The sequence below is a fragment of the Sphingomonas montana genome, from assembly GCF_001956315.1.
Taxonomy (GTDB): Bacteria; Pseudomonadota; Alphaproteobacteria; order Sphingomonadales; family Sphingomonadaceae; genus Sphingomonas_R; species Sphingomonas_R montana.
Genome location: NZ_KV887138.1, coordinates 37441 through 53682 on the forward strand (window position 1 = coordinate 37441; position 16242 = coordinate 53682).

The following is a 16242-nucleotide window of genomic DNA, read 5'->3' on the forward strand; positions in this document are numbered from 1 at the left end:
AACTCTGGTTCACCTCCGGCGCGACGGAGGCGGTGAACTGGGCGCTGCAGGCCACGCTCGCCGCCGCACCCGCCGGACGGCGCAGGATCGTTACCGTCGCCACCGAACATGCCTGCACGCTGGATACGGCCGCCTGGCTCGGCCGGCACGGCGCGGAGCCGGTCCTGCTGCCAGTCGGACGGGACGGGCTGGTCGATCTGGACCAGGCCGCCACCGCGATCGACGATCGCACCGCCATCGTCGCCGTCATGCTGGTGAACAACGAGATCGGCACGATCCAGCCCGTCGCCGAACTGGCCGCACTCGCCCGCGCTGCCGGCGCACTGTTCCTCTGCGATGCGGCCCAGGGCTACGGCCGCGTCCCCCTGCCCGATGCGGACCTGATCGCGCTGTCCGCGCACAAGGTCCACGGCCCGAAGGGAATCGGCGCGCTGTTCGTCCGCGACGGTGTGAAGCTCGGCGCGCTGCTCCACGGCGGCGGGCAGGAAGGCGGCATCCGGTCGGGCACGCTGTCCCCGATGCTATGCGCCGGCTTCGGGGCCGCCGCTACGGTCTCGCATGACCGGGCTGCCCAAGACGCAGCGCACGTCGCCGCCCTTGCCCGCCGCTTCCGGGCGGCCCTGCCCGACTGGACCGTCAACGGCGGCACGGACCACCGCTACCCCGGCAATCTCAGCCTGCGGCGCGACGGCGTCGATGCCGCCCGGCTGATCTCCCGGCTGCGCGACGTCGCCTTTTCCGCCGGGTCCGCCTGCGCCAGCGGATCGGGCCGGCCAAGCCACGTCCTGCGCGCCATCGGCCTCACCGACGCGCAGGCGCGCAGCACGATCCGGCTGGGGTTCGGCCGTTACACGACGGAGGACGAGGCCGATACCGCCGCCACCCTGATCGAGAACGCCGCATGACGCACGTCCGCTTCCTGACCGCCGCCGGGCTGCCCTCGTCCGAATGCGATGCGCCGCCGGGCACGCGCCTGCTCGATCTCGCGCACGCGCTGGGCGAACCGCTGGAGGGGACGTGCGAGGGGCAGATGGCCTGTTCCACCTGCCACGTCATCGTCGCCGCGGACGATTTCGCCCGCCTGCCCCCCGCGTCGGAAAACGAGGACGACCTGCTCGACCTCGCCCCCCACGTCACCCGCACCAGCCGCCTTGCATGCCAGATCATGCTGGACGGCACGCTGCCCACGCTGACCGTCCGCATCCCCGACCGCTAGTCCAAAACCCCTTCCCGCAAGGACGGGAGAGGGCCATCACTCAAGCAGGCTTCACCCAGCCACGCACATCCAGTTGCACCCCGGTCTGCAATGGCACATGCCCTTCCGCCCGCCCGAACACTCCGACCAGTTCGACATGCGTCGACCAGCGAAACTGACCCACCGGAACCACCCGCTCCAGCACCCATCCGCCGGCCATCAGATCCTTGGCATCGCGCGCGAACGTGGCCGGATTGCACGAGACATAGACCAGCCGCCCCACCCGGCTCGCCGCGGCCAGCGCCGGCATCTGCTCCCGCGCACCGGCCCGCGGCGGATCCAGCACGACCGCATCGAACCGGTCCAGTTCCGCAACCGTCAGCGGACGGCGCACCAGATCGCGATGATCGACGAACAGCGGCAACTGCCGCGCCCCCGCCGCCGCCTTCAGCGCCGTGGCGGACCCACGCGCGCCCTCCGCGGCATAAACCTTCGCGCCGGCCGCCAGCGGCACCGCGAAGGTGCCGATGCCCGCGAACAGGTCGGCCACCGTCTTCGCATCGCCCACCGCGACGCGCACGGTTTCGACCAGCATCGCCTCGCCATCCGCCGTCGCCTGCAGGAACCCCCCGGTCGGCAACGGCACCGCGACCTCGCCGAACGTGACCGTCGCCGGGCGCGGTTCCCAGCGCGGTTCCGGCCCATGCCCCTCGTCCACCGACAGCCGCGCGAGGCGATGTTCCTGCGCGAACGTCGTCAGCGCCTCGGTCGCCGCCAGCCCCTCGACCGTCACCTTCTCGATCAGCAGGTCGACGCCCTGGTCGGCCAGCGTCATCCAGATTTCTGCCTTTCCCTTCCGCGGCGGCAGCAACAGCGCCATCAACCCCCGCAGCGGCGCGACCAGCGCGAACAGTTCGGGGGCCAGCACATGGCATTCGTGCATGTCGACGATCTTGTGCGTCTCATGCTCGTTGAACCCGATCAGCACCTGCTTGCCGAACCGTTCCGCCTTCAGCGACGCGCGCCTCCGGCTGCGCGGTGGGGAAAGCACCGGCACCGGCATGTCCGGCCGATCGATCTGCTGCGATGCCAGCGCGCCCGCGATCCGGTCGACGATGAACCCCTGGATCCCGCTGTCGTCGACATGCTGGATCTGGCATCCGCCGCAGCGCGGGAAATGGCGGCACGGCGGGTCGCGGTGGTGCGGCCCCGGCGTCAGCACGCCATACCCGTCCAATATGTCGCCCGGCGCGGCCAGCGGCGCATGCCGCCCGTCCGCCGTCACGCCCTCGCCATTGCCGGCGATCCGGACGATTTCATCTACTGACATGCACGCACTACTTTCCTGATCATATCCAGCAGGTCGTCGGCGACCAGCACCGCACCCGCCGCTTCGGCCGCCGCGCCGTGCAGCCAGACCGCCGCCTGCGCCGCCGCGAACGGATCGTCGATCCGCGCCCGCATCGCCGCGACCAGCCCGGCCAGCACGTCACCCGTGCCCGCCGTCGCCAGCCACGCTGGTGCCGGATCGGCGATCGCCACCCGCCCGTCGGGGGCCGCTATAACAGTATCGGCGCCTTTCAGCACCACGACGCATTGCGCCATCGCCGCCGCCGCCCGCGCCCGATCGATCCGGCTGCCCGGCAAGGTGCCGAATAGATGCTCGAACTCGCCCGCATGCGGCGTGACGATCGCCGGCACCGGCAGCGCGCGGAGCACCGCCGGCGATGCCAGCCGCAACGCATCGGCATCCAGCACCAGCGGCCGCCCGCACGCCAGCACCGCCACCAGCGTCCGCTCCGCCGCCGCATCGTGCCCAAGCCCCGGCCCGCACAGCACCGCATCAACACGCGCGTCCGCCAGCATCTCGGCCCCCCCCCGGTGCACCAGCGCATGCAGCCCGCCGCCGCCACCGCCGCCCGCCAGCACGACATAACCCGCCCCGGCCCGCTGCGCCGCGGTCGCCGCCAGCAGTGCCGCACCGCCCATCTCGCCCGCCAGCACCGCGACCATGCCGCGCGTATATTTATGATCGGCGGCGGTCGGCGCGGGCAACGAGGGCCGGCCGATCTCGGTCAAGTCCGACACCGGCCGCCCGATCCCGATATCGGCCACCACGACCCGCCCGCTCAGCGCCGCCGCGGGTTGCAGCCGGTGCGCGGGCTTCAGCGCACCTAGCGCGACGGTCAGCTCGAACGTCGGCAGATCGCGGCCGAACGTCGCGCCGTCATCCGTCGCGACCCCGCTCGGCAGGTCGATCGCGATCCGCACCCGCGCCGCATCGGCCAGCCGCCGCAACGCCACCGCCACCGTCGCGTCCAGCCCCCGCGACAACCCGGTGCCGAACAGCGCATCGACGAGCACGGGTTGCACGACCGCGTCGCCCAGCGTGCCGACCGGCCCGTCCCACGCCGCGCGCGCCGCGCCGGCATGCACCGACCGCGGTTCACCCAGGGCGGCCACCGTTACCCGGACGCCGCGATCGCGCAGCAGCCGCGCCGCGACATATCCGTCGCCGCCATTATTGCCGGGTCCGCACAGGACCAGCGTCGGCGCACCCGCCGCAAACCGCCACGTCGCCTCCGCGACGGCAGCACCGGCCCGCGCCATCAGCAGCCGTTCCGGCGTCCCCGTCGCAACGCACGCCGCCTCCGCCACGCGCATCGCGGCGGCGGTCAGGATCGGACGTCCGGTCAATGCGCCGCGGCAGGCCGGGCCGCGGCGGGCGCAGGCAACCGATACCGATCGCCACCGATCGCCACTTCGGTGGCGCCGTCCGCACCCACCGCGATCGTCGCCGGCTCGGCACCGTCGGCCGCGGTCACCGTCGCGCCGTCGGCGGCCACCAAGATCCGGTGGAACCCGCCATCGGGCCCGCGCAACGTCAGCATCTGGCCGGCCGCCGTCGTCGTGCGCTCCGCCGTGCAGGCGTCGCGATATGCACCCGCGTCACCCAGCCGGCACGCGATCCGCCCGCTGGCCGCCGCATCCTCGTCCAGCGCGCCGGCCACGACGCGCGGGTCGTCCGACCCCTGCCCGCATGCGCCGAGCAGCAACAAGACCGCCAGCCCGGCGTCAGATATCCGCATAGACATGGCGTTCCCCCCGCGCGCCGGGATGCGTCACCGCGCCTGCCCAGGCCGGGCCGACATTTTGCGCGAACCGCCAGAGCGCGCCCGACCCGTAATCATTGACGCGCGGCCGCCAGTCGCGATGCCGCGTCACCAGTTCCTCTTCCGCCACCAACAGGTCGATCGTCCCCGCCTCCGCATCGATCCGGATCAGGTCGCCGTCCTGCACCAGCGCGATCGGCCCGCCGTCCGCCGCCTCCGGCCCGACATGGCCCACGCAGAAGCCGCGCGTCCCGCCCGAAAAGCGCCCGTCGGTGATCAGCGCCACCCGCTCGCCCAGCCCCTGCCCGTACAGCGCGGCCGTGGTGGACAGCATCTCGCGCATCCCCGGCCCGCCCTTCGGCCCCTCATATCGGATCACGATCACCGACCCGTCGGCGATCTCGCGCGCCTCGACCGCGGCGAAGCAGTCCTCCTCGCAATCGAACACCCGCGCCGGACCTTCGAACACCAGCCGCTGCATCCCCGCGACCTTCACGATCGCGCCTTCCGGGGCCAGCGTACCCTTCAGCCCCACGACGCCCCCGGTGGGGCTCAACGGCGTCTTCGCGTCGTAGATGACCTTCTGGTCCGGGTTCCACGTCACCTGGTCGATATTCTCGGCAAGCGTCTTGCCCGTCACCGTCATGCAGTCGCCGTGCAGCAACCCTTCGGCCAGCAACGTCTTCATCAGCATGTAGACGCCGCCCGCCTCGTGCATGTCCTTGGCGACATAGCGTCCGCCCGGCTTCAGATCGGCGATGTATGGGGTGGTCTTGAAGATATCGGCCACGTCGAACAGGCTGAAATCGATGCCGACCTCGTTCGCCATCGCCGGCAGATGCAACCCCGCATTGGTCGACCCACCCGTCGCCGCCACGATCCGCGCCGCATTCTCGAACGCGTCGCGCGTGCAGATGTCGCGCGGCCGCAAATTCCATTCGAGCAGCTTCATCACCTGCTTGCCCGCCGCGACCGCGATCTCGTCGCGCCCGCGATACGGCGCCGGCATCATGTTGCTGTTCGGCAGGCTCAGGCCGATCGCCTCGCCCACGCACGCCATCGTGTTGGCGGTGAACTGCCCCCCGCACGCGCCGTGGCCGGGGCACGCCACCTTTTCCAGCGCCGTCAGGTCCGTCAGCGGGCAATTGCCGGCCGCATGCTGGCCCACCGCCTCGAACACGTCGACCACAGTAACGTCGCGTTCCTGGTAACGCCCCGGCAGGATCGAGCCGCCATAGACGAAGATCGACGGCACGTTCAGGCGCAGCATTGCCATCATCATGCCCGGCAACGACTTGTCGCACCCGGCAAACGTCACCAGCGCGTCATAGCAATGCCCGCGCACCGACAACTCGACCGAGTCCGCGATCACCTCACGGCTGACCAGCGAGGATTTCATTCCCTGATGCCCCATCGCGATCCCGTCCGTCACGGTAATCGTGTTGAACCGGCGCGGCATGCCCCCGCCGGCGATCACGCCCTCGCGACAGATATCGGCCTGCGCATCCAGCGTGGTGTTGCACGGCGCGCTGTCGTTCCCCGCGCTTGCCACCGCCACGAACGGCCGCGCGATCTCCTCCTCGCTCAGCCCCATCGCATAATAATAGCTGCGATGCGGCGCACGCTCCGGCCCGACCGAAACATGGCGGCTGGGCAGGCGGGACTTGTCGAACCGTTCGGACATAAGAGCGCTCTCGGATACCGGATTTCTATCGGGCGTCTTGGCGGCATCCCGCGCCGGACGCAACTGCCCGCAACGTAGGTCGCTCAGCGTCGCGGCAACCGCGCCGCCAGCGCCTTTCCTGCGAACAACGCATCGAACCGCGCGTCGCCGCCCGGTTCACTGCGTAACCCGGCGCGCAGGGCGGCTACGCTTTCGGCTGCATTCGCCGCGATCCGGTCCGCCATGACGCGCGCCGCGACCCCGGCATCCGGCACCACCATCTCGACCAGCCCGATCCGCCCGGCCTCCGCCGCGTCGATCCGATCGCCGGTCAGCAGCAGGCGCGCCGCCTGTCCCGCTCCCACGACTGCGCGCAGCCGGTCGATATCGCGCTGCGGATAGCCGATCCCCAACCGCGCCGGCGGCACCGCGAAGCCGGCCCCCGCCCCCGCGATCCGCAGGTCGCACGCCAGCGCGATCGCGACGCCCGCCCCGAAACATCCTCCGTCCAGTACCGCGATTACGGGCACCGTCGCACCCGCAATCGCCGCCGTCGCGCGCGCCATCCCCGCCCGCAACCGCGGCGGCAGCGCCGGGTCCGCCATCAGCGCCGGAAACTCGCCCAGGTCCGCTCCGGCACAGAAGGTGCCCGGCACCGCGGAGCGCAGCAGCACGACGCTACCGCGCGCCGCGGCCTCCTCCACCGCCTCCGCCAGCCGGTCCCACGACGCGATCGGCACCGCGTTGCGCGCAGCCGGGCGGTCCAGCACGACGCTGGCAACCACCCCGTCCACGACGACGTCGATCATGGCCGCAGGCGCGTCGCCAGCGTCCACCACGCGCCCGGCATTGCCGCCGCCGCCCGGTCGCGCGCCGCGATCGTGTCGAACAGCGCGAAACAGGTCGCGCCCGATCCGGACATCCGCACCAGCCGCGCACCCGCCTGCCCGTCCAATGCGGCCAGCACCGCGCCGATCTCCGGCCGGATCGCGCGGGCCGGCGGTTCCAGGTCGTTGCGCCCCGCCGCCGCCACGGCCAGCGGCGGACCGTCAGCCAGCGCGCCGCGGTCCGCCCCGTCCCACCCGGCGAACACCGGCCCGGTCGACAACGGCACGTTCGGGTTCACCAGCAGCAGCGGCAGTCCGCGCAGGTCCCCCGCATCGATCGTGCGCAACGCGTCGCCGCGCCCGTCGCCGCGCACCGGTCGCGACAGCAGACATGCCGGGACGTCGGCCCCCAGTGCGGCCGCGATCGCCATCAGAGCCGGATCGTCCGCCGCCACCCCGCCGCGCCGCGCCAGCAGGCGCAATGCCGCCGCCGCATCGGCCGACCCGCCGCCGATTCCGGCCGCAACGGGCAATCGCTTGTCAAGCGTGAATGCCGCCGGCCCCCCGCCGAACCGGGCACGAAACGCGTCCGCCGCGCGGGTCACCAGATTATCGCCCCCGCCCACCAGCGCCGTCCCGAACGGCCCGACGACCGTCAGCACCGACCCGCCGTCTTCCAACGTCAACCGGTCGCCATCCTCCGCGAAGGCGAACAATGTCTCAATCCGGTGATATCCGTCGGCCTGCCGTTCGCGAACGTGCAGCGCCAGGTTGATCTTGGCAAAGGCGGTCTCGATCATCCCCACCGCTTAGGCGCGGCGGGCCAGCGCGATCAAGGGGCGGCCACCGCCAGCGTCCACCCGCCGTCGATCTTCGCGCGCAGCCGCGCCAGATCTTGCGCTTCGGCCCCGACCAGCGCCGCCGACCAGGCATAGCGCGCCTCGAATCGTCGGCCGGCGGACCAGTAGGCATCGCCCAGATGCTCGTTGATCGCGGTCTGGCCGGGATCGCCCAGCACTGCGCGCTCCAGCGTCGCGATCGCCTTCGGCGTATTGCCGCGCAGATAATAGGCCCAGCCCAGCGAATCGGTGATCGACGCATCGTCCGGCCGCAACAGGCTCGCCCGTTCGATCAGCGCCTGCGCCTGTGCCAGGTTCTCGCGCCGCTCCAGCTGTGCGTAGCCGAGCAGGTTCAGCACCACCGCTTGGTCGGGCGCCGCCGCATGGGCCCGTTCCAACACCGGTTTTGCCGCAGCCCAGTCGCCCGCTTCCTCCAGCGCGCTGCCCTGCAACAGCAACGCCGGCCACCGGGCTTCGGGGGTCGCCAGCGCCGCGGCCCGGCCATAGGCCTCCGCCGCCGCGCGCGACCGGCCGAGTGCGGCCCGCACGTCGCCGACCCGGCTCCAGTCCACCGGGCCGGCGCCGGCGCGTGCCGCGGCCGCCTCCGCCACCTGCAACGCCGCTTCATTCTCGCCCCGCCGCACCATGGCGGACAGCCGCGCCTCGCGCGCCGATGCCGCGAACGGATCGTCGTCCGCCACATGGGTCAGCGCGTCGGTCGCGGCGGCATAGCGATCGCTCCCCAGCAGAAGCTCTGCCGTCACCAGCCAGGTCTCCGCGCTGTCGGGCGCCAGAAACGTCGCGGTCCGCGCCAGTCCCAGTGCAATCGGCGTCGGCCGTTCGCGGTTGATGTCGATCGCGACGCGCACCAGCAATTCGGCGATCCCCGCGGCCGCACTGTCGATCGGGGCGGGCAAGGCCTTGCCCGATCCGATCCGGGCGCGCGCCTCGACCAGCATCGGCGTATCGCCGTCGAGCATCGCCAGCGCCTGCGCGCGTTTCCGTTGCTTCATCAGCAATGCCGCGCTGGCCAGTCGCAACCGCATCTGGCGCGGGCCGGCGGACGGCAATTGCGCCCGAAGCGCAGCGATTCCCTCCTCCGTCCGGCCGCTCGCAAGCATCAACAGCGCGCGCTGTTCGCCGGCATAGGCCGTACCGATCGCACCGCCGCCGCCTGTGTCAAGGATCGCAATCGGGTCACCCTGCTTCGATCCCAGCGAGATCCAGGCCCGCAATGCCGGCACGAGGAAGGAAAACGCCTTGTCGCGAACGATCGCATCCGCGGTTGCCTGCGCCACCGTCCAGTCGCGCCGGTCAACCGCATCGGCCAGCATAAGGACGCGCGCATCCGGCGGCAGCAGTCCCTGCCGGTCGAGCTGTGCCGCGGCGGCCAGCGCCAGTGCGCGATCGCCCGCGCTGATCGCCTGTCGATAGGCGCGCGTCGCCACCACCGGATCGCCCGGGTTACGCGCCAGCACCGCGCCATAACCGCGCGCCGCGACCGCCGTCTGGTCGTCCGCATCGGCCGCCCGCGCGCGCACATAATCGCGAATCGCCGACCCGGTCTGGCTCGCCTGCACGCCGACGGGCGCGGAAACGGCGCTAAACAGCATCAGGATTTTGGCAATTTTCATGTCATCTCAACGGGTACGCGCGCCGTGCAGTTCCAGACGACGGGAAAGCCCTTGCCTTGGCAAGGAGCGGCTGGCTCCATCCGAAACCCATCACATGTTCGGGTAATTCGGCCCCCCGCCACCCTCGGGCACCACCCATTTGATGTTCTGGGTTGGATCCTTGATGTCGCACGACTTGCAGTGGACGCAGTTCTGCGCGTTGATTTGTAACTTCGGCGCGCCCTGCTCCGCACCCACGATCTCGTACACCCCGGCCGGGCAGTATCGCTGCTCGGGACTGTCATACATCGCATAGTTCACCGCGATCGGCACCTCCGTATCGCGCAGCGTCAGGTGGACCGGCTGGTCCTCCTCGTGATTGACGTTGGACAGGAACACTGACGACAGCCGGTCGAAACTCAGCACATTGTCCGGCTTGGGATAGGCGATCTTCGGCGCGATGTCGGCGCGCCACAGCTGTTCGTTGTCGCGGTGATGCTTGAACGTCCAGGGCAGCTTCACGCCCAGCTGATGCATCCACATGTCGAACCCGGCATAGACCGTGCCCGTGACCGCACCGAATTTCTCCAGCGCCGGCCCGGCATTGCGGACCTTCTTCAGTTCCTTTGCGATCCAGCTCGCCTCGACCGCCGGCTGATACGCGGTCAGTTCCGGCGTCATGCGGCCGGACACGATCTCGTCGAACGCCGCCTCCGCCGCCAGCATGCCCGATTTCATCGCGGTGTGGCTGCCCTTGATCCGCGGCACGTTCACGAACCCCGCGGAACAGCCGATCAGTGCGCCGCCCGGAAACGCCAGCTTCGGTACGGACTGCCACCCGCCTTCGTTGATCGCGCGCGCACCATAGGACACACGCCGCCCGCCCTTCAGCATCGCCGCGATATCGGGATGGTGCTTCCAGCGCTGGAACTCGTGGAACGGCGACAGATGCGGGTTCTTGTACCCCAGCCCCACGACGAACCCGAGGGCCACCTGGTTGTTCGCCTGGTGATAGATGAAGCCGCCGCCGGTCGCATCGGACAGCGGCCAACCCTGCGTATGGACGACCTTGCCGGGCACATGCAGCGCGGGATCGATGTCCCACAATTCCTTGATGCCGATCGCATAGGTCTGCGGCTGGCAGTCGCGCTCCAGGTCGAACAGGCCTTTCAGCTCCTTCGACAGATGCCCGCGCACCCCTTCGGCGAAGAAGGTGTATTTCGCGTGCAGTTCCATGCCCGGCTGGTAATCGCCCTTGTGCGTGCCGTCGCGCGCCACGCCCATGTCGCCCGTCGCCACGCCTCGCACGGCACCATGTCCGTCGAACAGCACCTCGGCCGCTGCGAAGCCCGGGAAGATCTCGACGCCCAGCGCCTCGGCCTGCCCCGCCAGCCAGCGGCAGAAATTGCCGAGCGAGCAGGTGAACGTGCCCTTGTTGTTCATGAACGGCGGCATCAGCAGATGCGGCAACTCGGTCTTGCCGCCCGCGCTCAGCACCCAATGGTGATTCTCCACCACCGGCACCGTCAGCGGGCTGTCCAGATCGCGCCAGTCGGGGATCAGTTCGTCGATCGCGATCGGATCGATGACCGCGCCCGACAGGATATGCGCGCCGACCTCCGACCCTTTTTCGAGGACGCAGACGGCGATCTCGCGCTCGGCCTTGGCCGCCAGTTGTTTCAGCCGGATCGCGGCGGCAAGGCCGGCCGGCCCCGCGCCCACGATGACGACGTCATATTCCATACTCTCGCGCTCAGCCATGTCCGCTCCATCGGGCTTCCGGTCGTCCCGCGGAATCTTCGTCCCGCCGGTATCCGCGTGCGCGTAGATTGACGCCCACGTCAACAGTCGTCTGTATGTGGGCACGGAAGGCGGGATTTCCATGGACGGTTTTGCAGAGACACTCGGCGCACTGCGCTGGTGGCGCGATGCGGGCGTCGACATGCTCGTCGACGACGAACCGCGCGACTGGCTGCGCCCCGCGGCCCAGGTCGCCCCGGTCGCCCCGCCCGTCCTGTACGCGCCCGCACCGACCCCCGATGACGGCACGGCCCCGCCATTGCCCACCGTCGGCGACGCGCGCGCTGCGGTCGCGCTGCCCGATACGCTCGCCGCCTATGCCGCCTGGTGCGCGGACCCGGCGACCTTTCCCGAACTCGGGCCGCAACGCGTCTGTGCGGCGGGCGATCCGGCATCCGGCCTGATGATCCTGGGCGACATGCCCGAGCCGGGCGATGCGGATGCCGGTGTCCTGATGTCGGGCGATCTCGGCCGGCTGTTCGACCACATCCTGGCCGCGATCGGGCGCGACCGGGCTTCGGTCTATCTCGCCGCGATCTGCCCCGCGCGCCCTGCCGGCGGCCGCATCGCACCGGCCACCGCCGCCGGGCTGGTCGCCGCCGCGCGTCACCATGTCGCGCTGGCCGCGCCCAGGGTCCTGCTGCTGCTCGGCAAGGAAGCGATCACCGCGTTCGGGCTGGACTGGCCCGGTGCGCGCGGGCATTTACATGAAATCAACCATATCGGCGGAAAGACGGTCGCCATCGCGACCTTCCATCCGCGGATGTTGCCCCAGTCCCCGGCCCGCAAGGCCGATCTGTGGGCCGATCTGCGACTGCTATTACAGGAGCTCGACCGTTGAGCATCAGGACCATCGCCCTGGCAATCATCGCCACCGCAACGCTGCCGACCGGGGCCGTGCGGGCACAGGACATGGTCTACGGGTTCGGCCTGCAACCGCAGGCCGTCCTGCCGGCCGCCCGCGCGGTCGCGCTCGCCCCCGTCGCGCCGGCACCGCAAGCCGTGATACCGGCCACCACCCCGGTCGCAGCCCCCACCCCTGTCGCAGTCGCTCCGGTCCAGCCGATGACCATCCCGGCGGCCAGCCGCTATCTCACCTCGCCCGCGGTCGCCGCAGCGCGGATCGCGCCTGCCCCCACATTCGCAACGATCGGCCCGGTCGCCGCCAAGCCGGTCGCCGCGCTGCCCGCGCAACTGACGGCAGCGCAGCGCGAGGGGTATCGGGCCGTCTTCTCCGCCATCCGCGCACATGACTGGTCGTCCGCCGCCGCCCGGCTGGACGCGATGCCCGCCGGCCCGCTCCACGCCGTCGCGCGCGCCGAACTCTATCTGGCCAAGGGCAGCCCGCGTGTTGAAACCGACCAACTGGTGACGCTCATCGCGGCGGCCCCCTGGCTGCCGCAGTCGGTCCAGCTGTCGCGGCTTGCCGCCACGCGCGGCGCGTTGACGCTCCCGGCGCTGCCCTATCAGCGCGCTCTCGTCCATCTGGACGGTGCACCCAAGCGGCGCGCCGCGCAGACCACGCGCAGCGATATCGCCGCATCCGACCTGGCGCGCCGCGTCCTGCCGCTCATCAAGGACGATCGGACGGCAGAGGCGGAGGCGCTGCTCGTCGCTGCCGAACCGCTGCTGTCCGGCGACGCACTGGTCGAATGGCGGCAACGCATCGCCTGGTCCTACTATCTGAACGGCGACGACGGCAATGCCCGCCGGCTGGCCGCCGCGTCCGCCGGGTCGACCGGCGAATGGGCGATCCAGGCCGACTGGGTGCAGGGCCTTGCCGCCTGGCGCGGGCGCGACTGCGACGCCGCCGGCCGCGCCTTCTCCCGCGTCGCCGCCCGCGCGCGCGATGCGGAAATGACCGCCGCCGGGCTGTTCTGGTCGGCGCGGGCCGACGTCGCCTGCGGCCGGCCCGAACAGGTCCAGTCGCGGCTGCGCACCGCGGCCCGGATGTCCGAAACCTTCTACGGCCTGCTCGCCGGCGGCGCGCTCGGCAATGCGATCCCCGCGCCCGATCACCGCATGGACTTTGCCGGCACCGACTGGTCGATCGTCGCCAGCCGCCCCAATCTCGTCACCGCCGTCGCACTGAAGGAAGTGGGCGAGGACGATCTGTCCGACGAACTGCTGCGCCATCAGGCCCGGATCGGATCGCCCGCGGACCATGAATCGCTGCTTCACCTGGCGGCGCGGCTCAACCTGCCCGCGACGCAGATCTGGCTGGCGCAGAACGGCCCGGCCGGTGCCAGCATGTCGGCCAATGCGCGCTACCCAGCGCCCGGCTGGACCCCGCAGAACGGCTGGCGCGTCGACAAGTCGCTGATCCTCGCGCACGCACTCCAGGAATCGCAATTCCGCGTCGGCGCGGTCAGCCCGGCCGGCGCGCGCGGCCTGATGCAGGTCCTGCCCGGCACCGCAGACCTCATCAACAAGCGCCGCGGCGAAGGCTCGGCGGACCGGTCGCGGCTGAATGACCCGGCGGTAAACTTCGAATATGGCCAGGCCTATCTAGAACAGCTGTCGCAAAGCTGGATGACCGGCGGGCTGCTGCCGAAGGTCATCGCCGCCTATAATGCCGGCCCCGGGTCGGTCCAGAAATGGAACGAGCGCGGCCGCAACCTCGCCGACCCGCTGCTGTTCATCGAATCGATCCCGTTCTACGAAACCCGCGCCTATGTCGCGATCGTGCTGCGCAACTACTGGATGTACCAGCGCCAGTCCGGCGCCGCATCCGCCAGCCTGAAGGCGATGGCGCAGGGCATGTGGCCGCGCTTCCCCGGCCTGTCCGGCAGCACCGCAGTCCGCATGGACGGCACCGGCGCCACCGCCAGCATCGCCCGCACCTCCTCCGGCGCGAACTGAGGCAGCGCTAAGCCAAGAGTGAACAAAAGCCCTCTCCCCCACGGGGAGAGGGTTGGGAGAGGGGGAGCGGCTTGGCGCGACCGGGCCGCCACGGTAGGCCGGCGACCGGCTCCCATGCGAAGAAGACATAGATATGCCCATCGACGAATCCCTTCCCTTCCGCCCCATCCGCATCGCAGCACTCACTGTCTCCGACACCCGCACCTTGGCCGACGACCGCTCCGGCGACACGCTGATCGGGCGGATCGAGGCCGCCGGCCACATCCTCGCCGCCCGCGCGATCGAGCAGGACAACGTCCCGACCCTCGTCACCCGTCTCAACGGCTGGATCGACGACCCGCAGATCGACGTCGTCATTTCCACCGGCGGCACCGGCGTCACCGGCCGCGACGTCACGCCCGAGGCGTTCGCGAAGGTCTGGGACAAGCAGATCGAAGGGTTCGGCGAACTGTTCCGCTGGCTCTCGTTCCAGACGATCGGCACCTCCGCCATCCAGTCGCGCGCCTGCGCCGGCGTCGCACGCGGCACCTATCTCTTCGCGCTCCCCGGCTCGACCGGCGCTGTCAGGGACGGCTGGGACGGCATCCTCCGCGACCAGCTCGACAGCCGCCACCGCCCCTGCAACTTCGTCGATCTGATGCCCCGCCTCACGGAACGGTGACCACCGCCGCCCCGCTGTTCCCAGCGAAGGTCGGGCCCAACGAAACAGCGTCTCTCTAGAACCGACAGCCGCCGATCAACGTCCCATCAACCCGTTCGGTTCGAGCCTGTCGAGAACCCTGCGCAGCGTTCTCGATAGGCTCGAACCGAACGGAGCAGCAAAGCGTTCACGCTTAAGTCACCCCTACCCAGCCTGCATCACCGCCAGCACATTTCCACTCGGATCGGCAAAATGAAACCGCCGCCCCCCCGGAAACCCGAACGCGGCCACCGTCACCACCCCGCCCGCCGCCTCGACTATTGCCTGCGCCGCTTCCAGATCCTCCACTTCGATCACCGGCAAAGGCGCCGTCCCCGCTGGCAGGTCACCGTCGATCCCCAGATCCACATCCCCCGTCGACGTCGCAGCATAGGATGGCCCATATTCCGTCATCCTCCACCCGAACGCCGCCTCGTAAAAGGCCCGGTCCCGCGCCGTGTCCGCCGTCGCCAGTTCGACATAGTTCAACCGTGCCATCGCGCTCTCCATGTTCTTGATACGTTCTTCATGATCCGTTACGCTGCGTCAATGCGATCCCCCGATCTCCAGCGCGGCCGCGGCGCCACCGTCAACGCGACGAGCAAACGGTTCGCGCTGCCCGCGCGCGAGACGGACGGCGACTGGCTCGACGTGCGCGACGAACTCGACGGCGGCGCACCCCCGCTCCGCACGACGGTGACGAGCGAGGCAGCCCGCACGATCATCACGCGCAACCAGTCGCCCGACATCGGGTTCGAACGCTCGATCAACCCCTATCGCGGCTGCGAACATGGCTGCATCTACTGCTTCGCGCGGCCCAGCCACGCCTATCTCGACCTGTCGCCCGGCCTCGATTTCGAGACGCGGTTGTTCGCCAAGCCCAACGCGCCCGACCTGCTCCGCGCCGAACTGAAGAAGCCCGGCTATGTCGTCCGGCCGATTGCGTTTGGCACCAACACCGATCCCTATCAGCCGATCGAGCGCGACTGGCGGCTGACCCGTGCCTGCATCGCGGTGCTCGCCGAAACGCGCCACCCGCTGACGATCACCACCAAGTCCGACCGCGTCGTGCGCGATATCGACCTGCTCGCCCCGATGGCTGCGGCGGGTCTCGCCACCGTCGTCGTCTCGATCACCACGCTCGATCCGGCCATCGCCCGGACGCTCGAACCACGCGTACCGCATCCGAAGCGCCGCCTCGCCGCGATCCGCGCGCTGGCCGACGCCGGCGTCCCCGCCTATGTCTCGCTCGCGCCCGTGATCCCGCACATCACCGATCACGAGATGGAAGCGATCCTCGAGACCGCCGCCGACCACGGTGCAAGCGGCGCGTTCTTCCTCCCCGTCCGGTTGCCGAACGAGGTCGCCCCGCTGTTCCGCGCCTGGCTCGACGAATATCACCCGGACCGCGCGGCAAAGGTCATGGCGACGATCCAGTCGATCCGCGGCGGCCGAGACAACGACCCGGACTTCTTCTCCCGGATGCGCGGCCAGGGCCCCTGGGCCGATCTGCTCCGCACCCGCTTCCGCATCGCCTGCCGCCGTCACGGGTTGGGCCACATCAAACCCGAGCTCCGCTGCGACCTGTTCAAGCCGCCGAGCGGGCCGCAGCTGTCGTTGTTCTGATATTTCTTAAGCCCTTCCCCTTCGA

Annotated in this window: 14 protein-coding genes and 1 pseudogene; 6 read left to right on the forward strand and 9 right to left on the reverse strand. The window is 70.4% G+C overall.

The genetic code is table 11. The annotated features are described in order from the left end of the window. Both BKY59_RS00990 and BKY59_RS00995 read left to right on the forward strand, forming a co-directional pair. A pseudogene (locus tag BKY59_RS00990) lies at positions 1–905 on the forward strand (cysteine desulfurase family protein); the annotation flags it as partial. Beyond that, positions 902–1216, forward strand: coding sequence for a 2Fe-2S iron-sulfur cluster-binding protein (locus BKY59_RS00995; RefSeq protein ID WP_076068242.1), 315 nt, complete (start codon positions 902–904; stop codon positions 1214–1216). The pseudogene BKY59_RS00990 and the gene BKY59_RS00995, both read left to right, overlap by 4 nt. A gap of 40 nt (positions 1217–1256) precedes the next feature. Here the strand turns inward: BKY59_RS00995 and BKY59_RS01000 are convergent, their stop codons facing one another. The 8 genes from BKY59_RS01000 to BKY59_RS01035 all read right to left on the reverse strand — a co-directional run bounded on the left by BKY59_RS01000 (position 1257) and on the right by BKY59_RS01035 (position 11011). Further along, the gene (locus tag BKY59_RS01000) at positions 1257–2525 is read right to left on the reverse strand and encodes a class I SAM-dependent RNA methyltransferase (protein WP_076068243.1); all 1269 of its coding nucleotides are present in this window, start codon (positions 2523–2525) and stop codon (positions 1257–1259) included. After that, entirely contained in the window at positions 2516–3892 is a 1377-nt protein-coding gene (locus BKY59_RS01005) for a bifunctional ADP-dependent NAD(P)H-hydrate dehydratase/NAD(P)H-hydrate epimerase (protein ID WP_076068244.1), read from the reverse strand. The genes BKY59_RS01000 and BKY59_RS01005 overlap by 10 nt, the downstream gene beginning before the upstream one ends. Beyond that, a complete protein-coding gene (locus BKY59_RS01010) occupies positions 3889–4284 on the reverse strand; it encodes a hypothetical protein (RefSeq protein ID WP_083671800.1) in 396 nt (131 codons plus the stop codon). Before BKY59_RS01010 ends, BKY59_RS01005 begins: the two co-directional genes overlap by 4 nt. Further along, a complete protein-coding gene (ilvD, locus tag BKY59_RS01015) occupies positions 4271–5992 on the reverse strand; it encodes a dihydroxy-acid dehydratase (RefSeq protein ID WP_076068246.1) in 1722 nt (573 codons plus the stop codon). Before ilvD ends, BKY59_RS01010 begins: the two co-directional genes overlap by 14 nt. A gap of 83 nt (positions 5993–6075) precedes the next feature. Continuing rightward, entirely contained in the window at positions 6076–6780 is a 705-nt protein-coding gene (locus tag BKY59_RS01020) for an enoyl-CoA hydratase/isomerase family protein (protein ID WP_076068263.1), read from the reverse strand. Continuing rightward, the gene (locus tag BKY59_RS01025) at positions 6777–7598 is read right to left on the reverse strand and encodes a 4-(cytidine 5'-diphospho)-2-C-methyl-D-erythritol kinase (protein ID WP_076068247.1); all 822 of its coding nucleotides are present in this window, start codon (positions 7596–7598) and stop codon (positions 6777–6779) included. The genes BKY59_RS01020 and BKY59_RS01025 overlap by 4 nt, the downstream gene beginning before the upstream one ends. Positions 7599–7630: 32 nt before the next feature. Then, a complete protein-coding gene (locus tag BKY59_RS01030) occupies positions 7631–9271 on the reverse strand; it encodes a tetratricopeptide repeat protein (RefSeq protein ID WP_083671801.1) in 1641 nt (546 codons plus the stop codon). A gap of 90 nt (positions 9272–9361) precedes the next feature. Further along, positions 9362–11011, reverse strand: coding sequence for an electron transfer flavoprotein-ubiquinone oxidoreductase (locus BKY59_RS01035; protein WP_076068248.1), 1650 nt, complete (start codon positions 11009–11011; stop codon positions 9362–9364). A 121-nt stretch (positions 11012–11132) separates the two neighbouring features. On the opposite strand from BKY59_RS01035, the gene BKY59_RS01040 reads away from it, so the two are divergent. The 3 genes from BKY59_RS01040 to moaB all read left to right on the forward strand — a co-directional run bounded on the left by BKY59_RS01040 (position 11133) and on the right by moaB (position 14573). Next, positions 11133–11891, forward strand: a complete 759-nt coding sequence (locus tag BKY59_RS01040) for a uracil-DNA glycosylase family protein (RefSeq protein WP_076068249.1) — start codon at positions 11133–11135, stop codon at positions 11889–11891. Beyond that, positions 11888–13912: a lytic transglycosylase domain-containing protein gene (locus BKY59_RS01045; RefSeq protein WP_240499904.1), complete on the forward strand. Its 2025-nt coding sequence runs from the start codon at positions 11888–11890 to the stop codon at positions 13910–13912. The genes BKY59_RS01040 and BKY59_RS01045 overlap by 4 nt, the downstream gene beginning before the upstream one ends. A gap of 133 nt (positions 13913–14045) precedes the next feature. Further along, on the forward strand, positions 14046–14573 hold the full coding sequence (gene moaB / locus BKY59_RS01050; protein ID WP_076068250.1) for a molybdenum cofactor biosynthesis protein B: 528 nt from the start codon (positions 14046–14048) through the stop codon (positions 14571–14573). 183 nt (positions 14574–14756) lie between these two features. Here moaB and BKY59_RS01055 read toward each other — a convergent pair whose 3' ends face one another. Then, positions 14757–15089: a VOC family protein gene (locus tag BKY59_RS01055; protein WP_076068266.1), complete on the reverse strand. Its 333-nt coding sequence runs from the start codon at positions 15087–15089 to the stop codon at positions 14757–14759. Between the two features lie 51 nt (positions 15090–15140). On the opposite strand from BKY59_RS01055, the gene BKY59_RS01060 reads away from it, so the two are divergent. Next, positions 15141–16217: a PA0069 family radical SAM protein gene (locus tag BKY59_RS01060; protein ID WP_076068251.1), complete on the forward strand. Its 1077-nt coding sequence runs from the start codon at positions 15141–15143 to the stop codon at positions 16215–16217. Positions 16218–16242: the final 25 nt, after the last annotated feature.

Bases quoted from the DNA above. Each gene is read 5' to 3' on its own strand.
- BKY59_RS00995 (WP_076068242.1), top strand. From the start codon at position 902: ATGACGCACGTCCGCTTCCTGACCGCCGCCGGGCTGCCCTCGTCCGAA.
- BKY59_RS01000 (WP_076068243.1), bottom strand. From the start codon at position 2,525: ATGTCAGTAGATGAAATCGTCCGGATCGCCGGCAATGGCGAGGGCGTG.
- BKY59_RS01010 (WP_083671800.1), bottom strand. From the start codon at position 4,284: ATGCGGATATCTGACGCCGGGCTGGCGGTCTTGTTGCTGCTCGGCGCA.
- ilvD (WP_076068246.1), bottom strand. From the start codon at position 5,992: ATGTCCGAACGGTTCGACAAGTCCCGCCTGCCCAGCCGCCATGTTTCG.
- BKY59_RS01020 (WP_076068263.1), bottom strand. From the start codon at position 6,780: ATGATCGACGTCGTCGTGGACGGGGTGGTTGCCAGCGTCGTGCTGGAC.
- BKY59_RS01025 (WP_076068247.1), bottom strand. From the start codon at position 7,598: ATGATCGAGACCGCCTTTGCCAAGATCAACCTGGCGCTGCACGTTCGC.
- BKY59_RS01030 (WP_083671801.1), bottom strand. From the start codon at position 9,271: ATGAAAATTGCCAAAATCCTGATGCTGTTTAGCGCCGTTTCCGCGCCC.
- BKY59_RS01035 (WP_076068248.1), bottom strand. From the start codon at position 11,011: ATGGCTGAGCGCGAGAGTATGGAATATGACGTCGTCATCGTGGGCGCG.
- BKY59_RS01040 (WP_076068249.1), top strand. From the start codon at position 11,133: ATGGACGGTTTTGCAGAGACACTCGGCGCACTGCGCTGGTGGCGCGAT.
- moaB (WP_076068250.1), top strand. From the start codon at position 14,046: ATGCCCATCGACGAATCCCTTCCCTTCCGCCCCATCCGCATCGCAGCA.
- BKY59_RS01055 (WP_076068266.1), bottom strand. From the start codon at position 15,089: ATGGCACGGTTGAACTATGTCGAACTGGCGACGGCGGACACGGCGCGG.
- BKY59_RS01060 (WP_076068251.1), top strand. From the start codon at position 15,141: ATGCGATCCCCCGATCTCCAGCGCGGCCGCGGCGCCACCGTCAACGCG.